The organism is Paraburkholderia sp. A1BS-2L (genome assembly GCF_051125205.1).
Taxonomy (GTDB): domain Bacteria; phylum Pseudomonadota; class Gammaproteobacteria; order Burkholderiales; family Burkholderiaceae; genus Paraburkholderia.
Genome location: NZ_CP120428.1, coordinates 2424963 through 2438070 on the forward strand (window position 1 = coordinate 2424963; position 13108 = coordinate 2438070).

Annotated in this window: 12 protein-coding genes and 1 pseudogene; 3 read left to right on the plus strand and 10 right to left on the minus strand. The window is 61.5% G+C overall.

Annotated elements, in window-relative coordinates; translation table 11 throughout:
- Positions 1 to 12: 12 nt before the first annotated feature.
- The 9 genes and pseudogenes from P5W98_RS11020 to P5W98_RS11060 form a co-directional block, all read right to left on the minus strand.
- Positions 13 to 507: an arsenate reductase ArsC gene (locus P5W98_RS11020; RefSeq protein ID WP_421024556.1), complete on the minus strand. Its 495-nt coding sequence runs from the start codon at positions 505 to 507 to the stop codon at positions 13 to 15.
- A gap of 13 nt (positions 508 to 520) precedes the next feature.
- Complete coding sequence (locus tag P5W98_RS11025; RefSeq protein ID WP_421024557.1) at positions 521 to 1015, minus strand: arsenate reductase ArsC; 495 nt, start codon at positions 1013 to 1015, stop codon at positions 521 to 523.
- Between the two features lie 9 nt (positions 1016 to 1024).
- Positions 1025 to 1501, minus strand: coding sequence for an ArsI/CadI family heavy metal resistance metalloenzyme (locus P5W98_RS11030; protein WP_421024558.1), 477 nt, complete (start codon positions 1499 to 1501; stop codon positions 1025 to 1027).
- A gap of 12 nt (positions 1502 to 1513) precedes the next feature.
- Positions 1514 to 1837: an ArsR/SmtB family transcription factor gene (locus tag P5W98_RS11035; RefSeq protein WP_421024559.1), complete on the minus strand. Its 324-nt coding sequence runs from the start codon at positions 1835 to 1837 to the stop codon at positions 1514 to 1516.
- A 76-nt stretch (positions 1838 to 1913) separates the two neighbouring features.
- Positions 1914 to 2099, minus strand: a pseudogene (locus P5W98_RS11040) (ArsI/CadI family heavy metal resistance metalloenzyme); the annotation flags it as partial.
- A gap of 29 nt (positions 2100 to 2128) precedes the next feature.
- A complete protein-coding gene (locus P5W98_RS11045; RefSeq protein ID WP_421024560.1) occupies positions 2129 to 4618 on the minus strand; it encodes an arsenate reductase (azurin) large subunit in 2490 nt (829 codons plus the stop codon).
- A 12-nt stretch (positions 4619 to 4630) separates the two neighbouring features.
- Positions 4631 to 5143 carry an arsenate reductase (azurin) small subunit gene (locus tag P5W98_RS11050; RefSeq protein ID WP_421024561.1) on the minus strand — a complete coding sequence of 171 codons (513 nt, stop codon included), beginning with the start codon at positions 5141 to 5143 and terminating at the stop codon, positions 4631 to 4633.
- A 251-nt stretch (positions 5144 to 5394) separates the two neighbouring features.
- Positions 5395 to 5646, minus strand: coding sequence for a DUF2703 domain-containing protein (locus P5W98_RS11055; RefSeq protein ID WP_421024562.1), 252 nt, complete (start codon positions 5644 to 5646; stop codon positions 5395 to 5397).
- 189 nt (positions 5647 to 5835) lie between these two features.
- A complete protein-coding gene (locus tag P5W98_RS11060) occupies positions 5836 to 6102 on the minus strand; it encodes a hypothetical protein (protein ID WP_421024563.1) in 267 nt (88 codons plus the stop codon).
- 455 nt (positions 6103 to 6557) lie between these two features.
- On the opposite strand from P5W98_RS11060, the gene P5W98_RS11065 reads away from it, so the two are divergent.
- A complete protein-coding gene (locus tag P5W98_RS11065; protein ID WP_421024564.1) occupies positions 6558 to 7742 on the plus strand; it encodes a thiolase family protein in 1185 nt (394 codons plus the stop codon).
- Positions 7743 to 8085: 343 nt separating this feature from the next.
- Entirely contained in the window at positions 8086 to 9852 is a 1767-nt protein-coding gene (gene arsA / locus P5W98_RS11070) for an arsenical pump-driving ATPase (RefSeq protein WP_421025256.1), read from the plus strand.
- A 433-nt stretch (positions 9853 to 10285) separates the two neighbouring features.
- On the opposite strand, the gene poxB is transcribed toward arsA, so the two are convergent.
- Positions 10286 to 12004, minus strand: coding sequence for a ubiquinone-dependent pyruvate dehydrogenase (gene poxB / locus P5W98_RS11075; protein WP_421024565.1), 1719 nt, complete (start codon positions 12002 to 12004; stop codon positions 10286 to 10288).
- 255 nt (positions 12005 to 12259) lie between these two features.
- Between poxB and P5W98_RS11080 the strand changes: the two genes are divergently transcribed.
- Positions 12260 to 12967 carry a pseudouridine synthase gene (locus tag P5W98_RS11080; protein WP_421024566.1) on the plus strand — a complete coding sequence of 236 codons (708 nt, stop codon included), beginning with the start codon at positions 12260 to 12262 and terminating at the stop codon, positions 12965 to 12967.
- Positions 12968 to 13108 lie beyond the last annotated feature (141 nt).

The following is a 13108-nucleotide window of genomic DNA, read 5'->3' on the forward strand; positions in this document are numbered from 1 at the left end:
GCGGAAAATGGATTAGCTTTGCAGGATGTCGTTCAGCGCCTGCTGGAGCTCGGCATCGCCCAGACGATCGAACGGCAGTTCAAGCAGCTGCTGCATGCGATAGCCGATCGCCTGGCGTGTGAGTTCAAACGCCTGCCGCTTGCCTTCGTCGCCACTCTGGGCATTGGACGGGTCGGCGTAGCCCCAGTGCACCTTGATCGGACTTCCAGGCCAGTACGGGCACTGCTCCGCGGCCGCGCTGTCGCACACCGTGATGACGATGCGCATCTGGGGCGCGCCGTCCTTCGCGAATTCATCCCAGCTTTTGCTGCGATAGCCCTCCGTATCGATGCCCGCGTTCGTCAGCGCTTCGAGCGCGAACGGATTGATACGCCCGCTCGGCGCGCTGCCTGCGCTGTATGCGCGGACGTCCTTGCCGAGCTTCTGCGCCCAGTGGTTCAGCATGCCCTCGGCGAGCACGCTGCGCGCGGAATTGTGGGTGCAGAGAATGAGTACGTTGGTGGTCATCGTGGATACTGTTTTATTTCTTGCCGATGTCATGCACGGCCTTGCGCAGTGCCACGGCGTCCAGTTTGTCGAGAGGCAACGAAAGGAACAGTTCGATGCGGCGTTTCAATATGACGGCGGCATCACAGATCGCCTGCTGCCTGCGCGCTTCACTGCCTTCAACCGATACGGGATCAGCTACGCCCCAATGGGCCGTCACGGGCTGACCCGGCCAGATAGGACACATTTCGCCCGCGGCCTTGTCGCAGACTGTAAACACGAAATCCAGCTCGGGGGCACCGTCGCGCGAAAACTCGTCCCAGCTCTTGCTGCGGAATCCGTCTGCCCCGATACCGAATTTCTGCAAAGCTTGCAGCGCATAGGGATTGACGAGGCCGGTTGGGTGGCTCCCCGCTGAATATGCCTTGAAGCGGTTCGCGCCGTAGTGGTTCATCAAGCCTTCAGCGAGGATCGATCGGGCCGAATTGCCGGTGCAGATAAACAGGACGTTGTAGATTCTGTCGGTCATGAGGTGCACTCAGCAGCAGGCCGAACCGGCCGGTTTCACGGGAACGTCAACGGGATTTCCGCGCGGGACGCAGCATGCAGATGTTCGTGACGGCGGGAGTTGCTGGGTGCTTTCGCCATAGACGCGTGCGCTATCGAGGGTATGAAAATGCTCCCAGGCGATACCCTGCGGATCGATGATCCAGTGCTTGGCGCTGCGCGCATAGCAGCACGTGGTCTCGCCCTGGTCCAGCAATACCATGTCCGCAGCCCTTGCTCGCTGCGCGAGTTCGGTGAGCTCGTCGGCGTCATCTACCTGGAAGCCCAGATGGTCCACACCGGCCTTCGTGCCGCGCGTCGAAATGGCGAAGTTCACGCGTGGATCGTTCAGCATCCACTTCGCGTAGTCCGCTTCGACCCGCGCGGGCTCGGCGGCAAACAGCTTCGTATAGAACGCGACACTGGCTGCAAGATCGTCAACGTGGACGTGGATGTGAAACCGCTTCATGAACGTTCTCCTTCAGCATTTGCAGGAATCGGAGCCGGGGGTGAGGCACGCTTCGCCCTGGCAACAGTTTTCGGTCAGAAAGCCGAGCAGCGCGTTCATCTGCTCGAAGGCGGTTCGATAGATCAGGCTGCGACCATCGCGTTCCTGCGTGACGAGCCCCGCGTGCATCAACTCCTTCAGGTGAAAGGAGAGTGTTGCGTTGGGAATGTCGAGTTGCCCTGCGATGGCGCCGGGCGTCAGTCCGGCAGGGCCGGCGACAACCAGCATACGGAATACGCGCAGGCGCAGTTCATGGGCAAGTGCCGCAAGGGCACGGATAACGTCTTTATCTTCCATATTTCCAATATATTCGAAATATATGACGGGTGCAAGACAATCTCAACTGGTCCTTAATCTCGAGTCCGGCCTTCGCGCAGCAGGCCGTGCCGCTCTGCGCACCGACGGGAGGGGCTGCATCTTGCAAGTGCGCATGTATTTCGGCGAGTTGTGCCTCGTTTTCGACCTGGATGCCCAGGTGGTCAAACCCCAGCGTCGCGCCGCGCTGCGAGATCGCGAAATTGACCCGCGGATGATCGAGCATCCAATTCGTGTAGTCCTGTACACCCTGGGGTGTACAGGACAAGTCTGTCAGGCCGTCGGCTGCCGCCGGCTCTTGAAGCTCACGGTGTTCTTGTAGTCCTGCACAGTGCCGATGCGGTGCAGGTTCGCCCACGTGCCCTTGTAGTAGGGCACCACGTTACGGTCGGTCCAGGGCGTGGTGACGTTACCCATGATCCCGTTAAAGTGCCCGAACTGCATGAAGGTCTGGCCGCGCTTGATGGCTGGCTCCAGATACGCCATTGCAAAGGTGGAGCCGTAGTCGTTGTAAAGCTCGACGACATCTCCCGAGGCAACACCGAGCTCCTGGGCGTCTTGCGGATTGATTTCGAGGTACGCCATTGGCACGCGCTCGCGCGCGAACTCGTTGAATTGATCGTGATACATCGTCTGCCAGACCTCATTGACGCGACCATTGTTGATCCAAAACCGGTATTTCGACTTCAGGTCGGCCACTGGCTTGGGCAACCCCGCCCACTTCGCGGGCTTGAACTGCGCCTTGCCGTCGGGCGTATCGAACTTACCATCCGTGTACAGCATTTCGGTGCCAATCAGCTTGCCGCCTTCATAAGACTTGACTGGCAACTGCACACCGTTGTTGCCCGCGGCACGCAGACGCTCGTATGTCACGAGGTTGCCGGTGTTGCCGCCCTGGCTGTCGATTTTGCCGACACCGGGCTGGCCGACCTGCCGGAAGCCGTCATTGAAGGCGTCCTCCTCGGTCTTCCAGTCGAAGCCGGCGAAACGTTGCGCCATGTCCTGTTTGCCGTCCGCCGCATACATCTGCTTAAGCGTGTTCGCAATAGCGGCCGCGATGAGGCAGTCGGGCAGCGCCGATCCCGGCGGGTCCATGAATCTCTGTGACAGGCGCATGCGCCTCTCGCCGTTCATCGACGTGAGGTTCATTTCACCCGGATGGGCGCCGGGGAGCAGCAGAACGGCGGCCTCATCGAGCTTGGTCGGATAGAGATTGATGCTCGTGACGAATAACCCTCCATGGTGCTTCACCGCGTCGTAGGCCACATCCACGAGTTGCGCGGTCGATGCCCCACGCTCGCGCGCCATGGCCTCCCTGACAATGCCGGCTCGCTTCAGAATCACGCCGCGGTGTTCCTGGGCGTTCAGAGTGGTCTGGAAGGGGTTGGCACCCCAGGCTGTGTACATCATGCCCTTGCCGTGGATGATCTCCTGATCGACGTAGATCTTCGTGTCGCCGGGATAAGGCGGGCGCGTGTAGCCTTCCTGGTGACCGCCCATGCGTACCACACCCGTGCCGCGGCGGCCTACGTTGTGCGTGGCGAGCACAACGTCGACCAGCGCGGACTGGATGACGTAGTTGTCGTTGCCCCAGATGATGCCTTTCTCGTACGCGTGCATGGTCCGGGGGCGATGCCCCGACGCCTTGGGCTTGTAAGCCCACTCGGCCGCTTGCTTCAATCGTTCGACCGGCACACCGGTGATTCGGCTGGTGTCTTCAAGCGACAGCCGGTTGGTTTTCATCGCGTCGTCAAAGCCGTTCGTGTATGTGGCGATGAAAGCCTTATCGTGCCAGCCTTGGTCGACGACATAGGTCAACAGGCCGTCAAAGAGCGCGATGTCCGTGCCCGGCTCAATGTCCAGGTGCAGCACGTTCTGTTTGCCGGCGACGTGCTCGGCGATCGTAATCGTGGTCGTGCGACGCGGATCCACAAAGATGATCTTTGCGGCTTCGACGCTTTCACCGGGAAAGCGTTGCTTGCGTTTGTCAATCCTCTGCCCTTGCAGATTCGGCAGCCAGTGGGCCAGGAAGTAATTGGTCTGTGTTTCGTACGAGTTGCAGCCGATTGCCATGATCACGTCAGCCAGTTCAGCGTCTTCGTAGCTGTTGTTCAATTCGCCGATGCCCATCTCGCGCGTGGCATGGCACTCGGAGTTGTAGGCGGGGCGGTTGTGAATGCGCACGAGCGGGGTTTTGAGCGCGGTAAACATCAGCTTGCCGGTGCCCCACGTGTTTTCGAAGCCTCCGCCGGCACCACCGTGATCAAAGCAATCGAACGCAAGGCCGGCCGGACCGTCATTGTCGAGAATCTTCCGGGTGAGCCCTGCATACAGCGCGAGTGCATCATCCCAACTGGTGTCCATCCACTGGTCGGCAAGATACACCCGCGGGCTGTGAAGCCGCTCTTTCGCGACGCCACCATCCGGGTTGAACATGACTTTCGCCAGCTGTCCGCCGCGCGTCGACGACAGTCCCTGATTGACGCTGCATTGCTTGTCCGGCACGACCAGGATGTTGTAGCGGTGACCGTCACGGTCGGTAATCGTGTTTTGCATTGCCGGCGTCATCACAACGGAGAGCGGCGGCAATTGCTTGCGGAAGTCGAGGCCCAGCGCGTTCTGCTCGGGCGCGCGTCCGCCCTCGACGTTCTCCGGCCACTTAAAGACGTGATAACCGCACCCGACAATGCAGAAGTGGCAGGTGAGATTGGTCCGTTGGGCTTGTACGGGGGGCAGCGCCACCCGGTCCCGGTTGGTAGCCATGGTGATCCCCTTTTACAGCACATTGGCCTGACGGCCATAGATCAACCCGTTGACCGCGACGGCCCGCACGGAGCCGTCACTCGCGTTGTAGTCGAGCACGATCGAGGGCAGGTTCTCCGTCGCCTGCCCCGAAACCATCTGGCCAGTTTTCTCGGCGTCGAAGATGCTGAAGTGGCACGGGCAGCGGAACACGCGCGCGGATGGATCGTATGCCACCGGGCAGCCCATGTGCGTGCATAACACGCTGTAGGCCACGATGTCGCGGTCCGGGCCGACACCGCCTGGCACGGGTGCGCCCGTTTTGACCACGACGCAGGGCGACGCAGCGTCCGGAAAGGAGAACATGACCGGCGTGTTCTCCTTGAGTTGCCCGGCGTGTGCGACAACCTTTGGCACGTACGGCAACGTCGTACGTCCAGCATCCGCTGGCGCCGCCTGGGTAGGCCCGGTCCCCGCCACGGCGACACTCGCGCCAGCCGCCGCACCTCCCGTGAGCTTCAGAAACTGTCTGCGACTAAGACTCATGGTCTCCTCCACAGGAAAACTAATTTGGTTAATTAGTTAGACGAACAGATTTGATCGAAGGCAAACTCGGGTACATGACTGAGATGGGAAGCCGCGGCGCACCAATTTTTATATTTTTCGAAATGTTGATATTGGTGTAGAGCAAACGTTTCGACAATGCAAGCGTCATCAGGGTCGAATGACCTAATTGCGGGTTTCTTGGTAGGAAGTCCGTCCTTTCTTTTCTAACTCCTCGGAGAAACCGCAAAAGCTCAGATGAAACGCGCCCCAGTCGTGCTGGTCGTGTGATCGCCCGAAGGCGTATGCCGGGCCCCGTTACTACCGGCTGGCGAGCGAAGCCGACCTCTGGAAGACGGTTCCAGGACCGGCTCGATACCGAGCGGCACCAGGATCTCGCGGAGTTGCCGGATTGCCCGGTTCACTTCATCGCCAGTGTCCACGCAACGCGGGCAGGTCTTGCCGCTGGAGACGAGTCGTTGCCATAGAACCGGAAGCACTTTCATGGCGTTACGCTTTCGAAGCACTGCATGCCTGTCCGCGACGTGATCACCTGGGTTCAGACCGGCTTCCCCGACTGGCGACTCGGCAAGCCACGGAATCAGCGCGGTCGGTGGCGCCAGGTCATCCGCTACTCGGCGAGAAAGCCGCCATGCTCACGTCCGGCCCGAGGAAAAGAGGCTCTACTGGTGAATTCACAGCGTCAGCGTCCCTGAAAGGTGCTTTGGCACGATCGCCTTGAGGCTGGAAACATATTCGTTGACGAATTCTTCATCGACGCCACGACAGAGCCGATTGGCCATTCGCGCATCGAAAATCTCACGGACTGATGCCGCGAACGTCGGCGAATTTTCTACAGTCGGCATGGCTGCCTGGAGTACGGTCATCATCGCGTCCGCCTGAGCCTGCATGAGATTGATCCGTTTCCACAGTCCGTCGATTTCCCGATCGATATCTTTCAAGTCAGCCTCCCTACCCTGTCGCCCGTGCCGTGGCTCGGTCCCATCATCATGTCAGCCTGCCCGCCGGCGAGGGTACGCGCATTGACACAGGTCAAGATGAATCGAACTCGCCCAAGCATCATGAAAGGCCGTCTGGTGCAACAGCAAGACACGTCATCGCGACGAGGCCCAGCCACGCATCGTTTTCGATGTAATGAGGCGTCGGCAGACAATGGGCATGTACGCGGCGTCGATGCGCATCTCATGAAGTCCGCCACGATAGCCCCCTATGTCTCGAATCAATCGACGACAAGATGGTTGTCGACGCTGCCGAGGACCATTGGCAACAAAATCGCTACATCTGAACGTTAAGAAATACGGAGCGGTGTTTAATACCCTCGCACCGGGAACCGCATTGTCCGGCACCATCCGCCGTGCCACGTGATTCACGCATCATTCCTGTCAGGAGCAACGTCATGAGCAACGTCGAAGTCGTCTTGTGCAGCCCGGTACGCACCGCGATAGGCACCTATGGAGGGACACTCAAGGACATGCCGGCGCCAGCACTGGGCGCTGCCGTCATCCGCGAAAGCCTCAAGCGCGCCGGATTGCCGGCCGACAAGGTGCAGTCGCTAGTCATGGGAAACGTCATTCAGGCCGGAGTGAAGATGAATCCGGCGCGACAGGCCGGTATCAGCGGCGGCTTGCCGGTCGCGGTTCCCGCGCTCACGGTTAACCGCGTCTGCGGGTCGGGCGCGCAGGCGATCGCCAGCGCTGCAACCGAAATCTGGGCCGGCATGATCGATTGCGCGATTGCAGGCGGCATGGAAAACATGGACCGTAGCCCCTACCTGCTGCCGCAGGGGCGCTGGGGCGCCCGGATGGGCGATGTGACGTTGTTCGACAGCATGCTGCTCGACGGGCTCAACGACGCCTTCAGCGGTCAGCATTCTGGCTGGCATACCGAAGATCTTGTGAGTCAGTGCGGCGTCTCCCGGGAAGACCAGGATCGCTGGGCGCTGCGCTCGCAGCAACGCTTCGCGCAGGCCCAGGCCGCCGGGCTGTTCGATGCCGAAATCGCACCCCTGGAGGTGCCCGGTCGCAAGGGTCCGACGATCTTTGGCCGCGACGAACACAATCGGCCAGACACGAGCGCTGAATCGCTTGCCAAGCTTAAACCGGCGTTCCGCAAGGACGGCACCATCACCGCCGGCAATGCGCCCGGCCTGAACAGCGGGGCCGCTGCGACGCTTGTCGCCGAACGTGGCTGGGCCGAGCGCAATGGCCTGACGCCGATGGCGCGGCTGGTCAGTTATGGCATAGGGGCCGTGGAACCGGGCTTGTTCGGCCTCGGACCGATTCCCGCCGTGCGGCAGGCCCTCACGCGCGCGGGTTGGTCCGTGGCACAGGTAGACCGCGTGGAGATCAACGAGGCGTTCGCGGCGATCGCACTGGCGTGTATAAGAGAGTTGGGATTCGCGGAGGACGTTGTGAATGTGGAAGGTGGGGCGATTGCGCACGGTCATCCGATCGGCGCGAGCGGCGCGGTACTGACCACTCGGTTGCTGCACCAGATGCAGCGTGGCGGAGGCCGACGCGGCATCGTGACGCTGTGCATCGGCGGCGGACAGGGCATAGCGCTGGCGCTCGAGACCTTGTGATACGCGTAGTGTTCCTTCCGGAAAGCGCCCCCAGCGCAGACGTGATCAGACCGGCCACGATCGGCAGCTTGCCGCATGGGCGGTCTGTTCCACTGTCGACGCGCCTGGCGGGCGGTGTGATGCATCACGCCGGGGGCGCGCCCGGCCATCGCATCACGACCATGATCGGACAATTGGACGATGGCTTTTCCACGGAGTTGCGGCGCTGGACGTACTGCCGGATAGGGCCGCATCCCGACCTGCCAGCGTAGAGCGCCCCGTATTAGCGGGGTTGTCGTGGTGACGCCCGGACGCTGGCAACTTGATGCAAGATGATTTGAGATCAATCAGAATGGGGAAGCGCATGCCACCACGGCTCGCATTGCTGGATGCACCGACCAGGTACTTGTTCTTCACCGGAAAGGGTGGCGTTGGAAAGACTTCGGTTTCCACCGCCGCGTCCATCGCGCTGGCCGACGCCGGCAAAAAGGTCTTATTGGTCAGCACCGATGCAGCGTCCAACCTGGATGAAATGCTCGGTGTTGAATTGACCAATAGCCCGGTCTCCGTTCCGGGTGTGGTCGGCCTGCTCGTCCTGAATATCGACCCGGACGTCGCAGCTGAGAACTATCGCGCGCGCGTCGTCGAACAGATGAGCCCCGATGCAAGTGCCGAGGAAATTACCACGGTGCGAGAACAGCTATCCGGTGCCTGCACCACCGAGATCGCCACTTTTGACGAGTTTTCCAGCTTACTTTCTCATGGTGGTTCCGGCTTTGATCATGTGGTATTCGACACAGCCCCCACTGGTCACACGCTGCGGTTGTTGAGCCTGCCCAAAGCGTGGAGCGGGTTCCTTGAAGGCAATGACCGGGGTGCATCCTGTCTGGGACCGCATTCCGGCTTGAAAATGCAGGAGGAACTCTTCAATCAGGCGTTGGCTGCGCTTAACGACGCCAGTATGACAACCGTCGTGTTGGTCGCTCGCCCTGAAACCGGCGCATTGGAAGAAGCCGCGCGTACGTCCTTCGAGCTACGAGATCTGGGGCTGGTAAATCAGCGTCTGGTCGTGAACGCCGTCTTCCAGGCGGGCCACTCCAATGACCGCATTGGCGACGCATTCGATACCTTGGGAAAGAAGGCTCTCGCAGCCATGCCGGAACCGCTGCGGCAGCTTCCTACGGATTATGTGCCTCTGCGCGCGGTGGACTCGGTGGGCTTGCCTGCGCTCCGCGCCCTCCTGGATCCGGAATCGACATACGTAAGCGACACTCCTCGCGGGGTGCCCACACACTTTGCGTATCACACCATGTCGGAATTGGTCAAGGAATTGGCCCACGCCGAGCGGGGGCTGATCATGGTCATGGGCAAAGGCGGCGTGGGCAAGACAACTATCGCGTCGGCTATTGCGCTGGGGCTCGTTCGCAGCGGAAAGTCGGTGCATCTGAGCACTACTGATCCCGCGGCGCATCTGGCGATGACCCTCCAGGGAAACGTGCCGGGGCTCACTCTGGGGCGCATCGATCCGAAAGTGGAAACCCAAAAGTATGTGGACAAGATCGTGGCTGCACGCGCGCCGCAAATGACAGAGGACGAGAAGGCGCTACTCATCGAGGACCTACGGTCCCCCTGTACTGAAGAGGTCGCCGTGTTTCACGCCTTCTCGCATGTCGTATCTCAGGCTGGCAGTTCATTCGTGGTACTCGATACCGCTCCGACCGGTCACTCTTTATTGCTGATGGACGCCGCGGGCGCCTACCATCGTCAGATGATGCGCTCGTTTGACGACAAGGCTGCCGGTCGCATCGTGACCCCATTGATGCGATTGCAGGATGCCAGTTACACCAGGATCATCCTCGTCACATTGCCGGAAACAACGCCGGTGTCACAGGCAGCGGCATTACAGGAAGATCTACGCAGGGCCGATATCGAACCCTTTGCATGGGTGGTCAACCGGTCATTGCTAGCCACTGACACACAAGATCCCGTGTTGCTGGCGCGTTTGAATAGCGAACGAGAGCAGATGGAGCGGGTGTCAAGGATATCGGAACACCAGGTCTACGTGGTTCCATGGCGAGCAGATCGACCGGTGGGAATCACTGCGCTTGAAAAGCTTCTTGAAGGCGACTGACGGCCGAGGCTGCCTTGGAAGCAGTCGTTCAGTTGCGCGCTCCTTGATGCCCGCAAAGGGTCGAACTGAGCCAATCGACATCAGACTCCGCTCGGCCACGAGCTGCCATTCTGAATAGCAGGAGCGACCGAGTCAGACGGGACGAATACGACCACATACTAGCCGAGCGAAATCTCGACCTGTGAGTAAGCGAAGGACGATCACCCAAACCCGTGAGCGGCCTAGCCCCGGTGTCCGGTGGTATTTTTGGTGGTATCCGTATCGCGAAAATTCTACGGACCCGCCCCCAGCAAAGCGACCGCAAGAATTTTTCCATTCCGGCCCGAGCACCAGATACTCTCCAAACGTTCCCAACGTTTGACCACGAAACCCCGCCAGATATAGTCTCGCGGGGTTTTTTGCTTCAAGCGCGCTGAATCCGCAATCCAGACAGTCAGCGCAAATTCGTCTGCGCGAGTTCCACCACTTCGTCGCCTCGTCCGCTCAACACCGCGCGCAGCATATAGAGGCTGAACCCCTTCGCCTGCGCCCACTGGAGTTTCGGCGGCATGGCCAACTCATGCCTCGTCGTCACCACATCAACGAGCGCCGGGCCGTCATGAGCAAACGCTTCGCGCAACGCATCGTCGAGCGCTTCCGACGTCTCCACACGCACGCTGAAAAGTCCCGCGCCTTTCGCGATATCGGCGAAATTGGTCGCCACGAGATCGGTGCCTGTCTCGACGTAGCCGCCCGCCTTCATCTCCATCGCGACGAAACCCAGCGCCCCATTGTTCAGGACGACGATCTTGATCGGCAATTCGAGCTGGCGCGCCGTGAGAATGTCGCCGAGCAGCATCGAAAGACCGTCATCGCCGGACAGCGAAATCACCTGGCGCCCAACATGCGCGGCCTGAGCGCCCAGTGCCTGGGGCATCGCGTTCGCCATCGAGCCGTGGTTGAACGAGCCGTGCAGGCGGCGGCGCCCATTCATCGTCAGGTAACGCGCGGCCCAGAGCGTAGGCGTGCCGACGTCGACCGCGAAAATGGCATCATCGGCCGCCAGCGCGTCGAGGCGCGAGGTCACGTATTGCGGATGCAGCGGCTTGCCCGCTGCCGCCGGGCGCGCAAGGTCGTCCAGTCCCTTGCGCGCATTCGCGTAGTGCTCGCGCGCGCGTTTGATGAACTCGCGTTCGGTCTTGCGCGTGAGCCGCGGCGTGAGTGCGCGCAAGGTCTCGCGCACGTCGCCGATCAACCCGAGCGTGAGCGGCGCGCGCTTGCCCAGCGCCGCCGCATGGCGGTCGATTTGCACGATGTTCGCGTTCTCGGGGTAGAAGTTGCGATAAGGAAAATCGGTGCCGAGCATCACGAGCGTATCGCACGACATCATGGCGTGATAGCCCGAGCTGAAGCCGATCAGCCCTGTCATGCCCACGTCGTACGGATTATTCCATTCGACATATTGCTTGCCCCGCAGCGCGTGCACGACCGGTGCGCCAAGGGCGTCGGCGAGCGCCACCACTTCGTCGTGCGCGCCCTTGCAGCCGCTGCCGCACAGCAGCGTCACGGCCTCCGAGAGATTGAGCAGGTCCGCCAGCCGGTCGATGTCCGCCGAAGCCGGCAGCGTCGCGGGCCGCGCGTGCTGCGCCCAGACCGGCTCTTCTTCCGGTCCGTCGAGCAGCGCCACGTCGCCCGGCAGGACGATCACGGCCACACCCTTCTGATCGATGGCGGTGCGCAGCGCCGTTGCGAGAACGCGCGGAAACTGCGCAGCATTGGTCACGAGTTCAACATAATGAGCGCACTCGCGAAAGATCTCGGTTGGATGAGTTTCCTGAAAGTAGCCAAGGCCGATCTCAGTCGACGGAATGTGTGCGGCGATGGCCAGCACCGGCGCGTGATTGCGATGGCAGTCGTACAGGCCATTGATGAGATGCAAATTGCCGGGGCCGCAACTGCCCGCGCATACGGCGAGCCGGCCCGTTGCAGCAGCTTCGGCGCCTGCCGCGAACGCAGCGACTTCCTCGTGCCGCGTATGCATCCAGCGGATCGTGCCAAGCTTGCGCAGGCTCGCGGAAAGTCCGTTCAGGCTGTCTCCGGTCACGCCCCAGATACGCTCGACGCCCACCGCTTCGAGCGTCTTGGCCAGAAAGTCCGCGATCGTCTTCGCCATGCTGTTCTCCTTGCCTTGGATAATGCCAGGCGCTGCGCGCGATGCGTGCGGCGGCCGGTGGGTCGCATTACGTTACGCCATCCTCATCAGGCACGCCGTGAAGTATCGCAACCCTAACGCATATAGGGGCACGATCGCTCATCAGGCATCGCGACGACCCGCGCGGAAAGACGCGCTCACGCCGCGCGTGTGCTGCATCGGCGGCCCGCCGGCATTCGCTAAAATGCTGTGGTTTATAGCAGTCGGCGTTCCGCCATGAATCTCGAAAGCATTCTCTTCTCCCAGGGCTTCGGTACGCGCCGCCAGTGCCGCGGCTTGATCCTCGAAGCGCGGGTGGCCATCGCGGGTGTGCCCTGCACGGATCCGCTCGCCACCTTCGATACCGAAGACCTCGTGTTCAGCGTCGACGGGACGCCCTGGCCGTTTCACGCCCGCGCCTACCTGGCGCTGAACAAACCCGCGGGCTATGAGTGCTCGCGCGATCCGCAGCACCATCTGAGCGTGTTTCATCTGCTGCCGCCGCAGTTCGCCGCGCGCAACGTGCAATGCGTGGGCCGCCTGGACCAGGACACGACCGGCCTGCTGCTGCTCTCCGACGACGGTCAGTTCGTGCACGCCTTCACTTCGCCCAAGCGCAAGGTTCCCAAGGTCTACCTGGCCACCACGCGCCATGCGCTCGATGAAGCACAGTTGCGCTCGCTGCGCGAAGGCGTCCTGCTGCACGGCGAGCGCGAGCCCAGCACTGCCGTGGCCGCGCATGCGCGTGGCGAGCACGAGCTCGAACTGAGCGTACTGGAAGGCAAGTACCACCAGGTCAAGCGCATGGTTGCCGCCGCGGGCAACCGCGTGGAGGCACTGCATCGCGAGCGCATCGGCGGCTTCGCGTTGCCCGCGGATCTCGTCCCAGGCGCATGGCAATGGCTAGACGAGGCCGCCCTCGACGCGCTGCGCAACACGGGGTGAACCACGGCGAGCGCAGCCCATGGCCGGTCCTGTGTGCGCTCGCGCACCAGACGCGCCCGATTGCACCTGTCTGCGCCGCGTCGCAGCATGCCCTTCCCGATGTTCCGCCCTATACTCGATTCAACAACGATTACAAGTTGC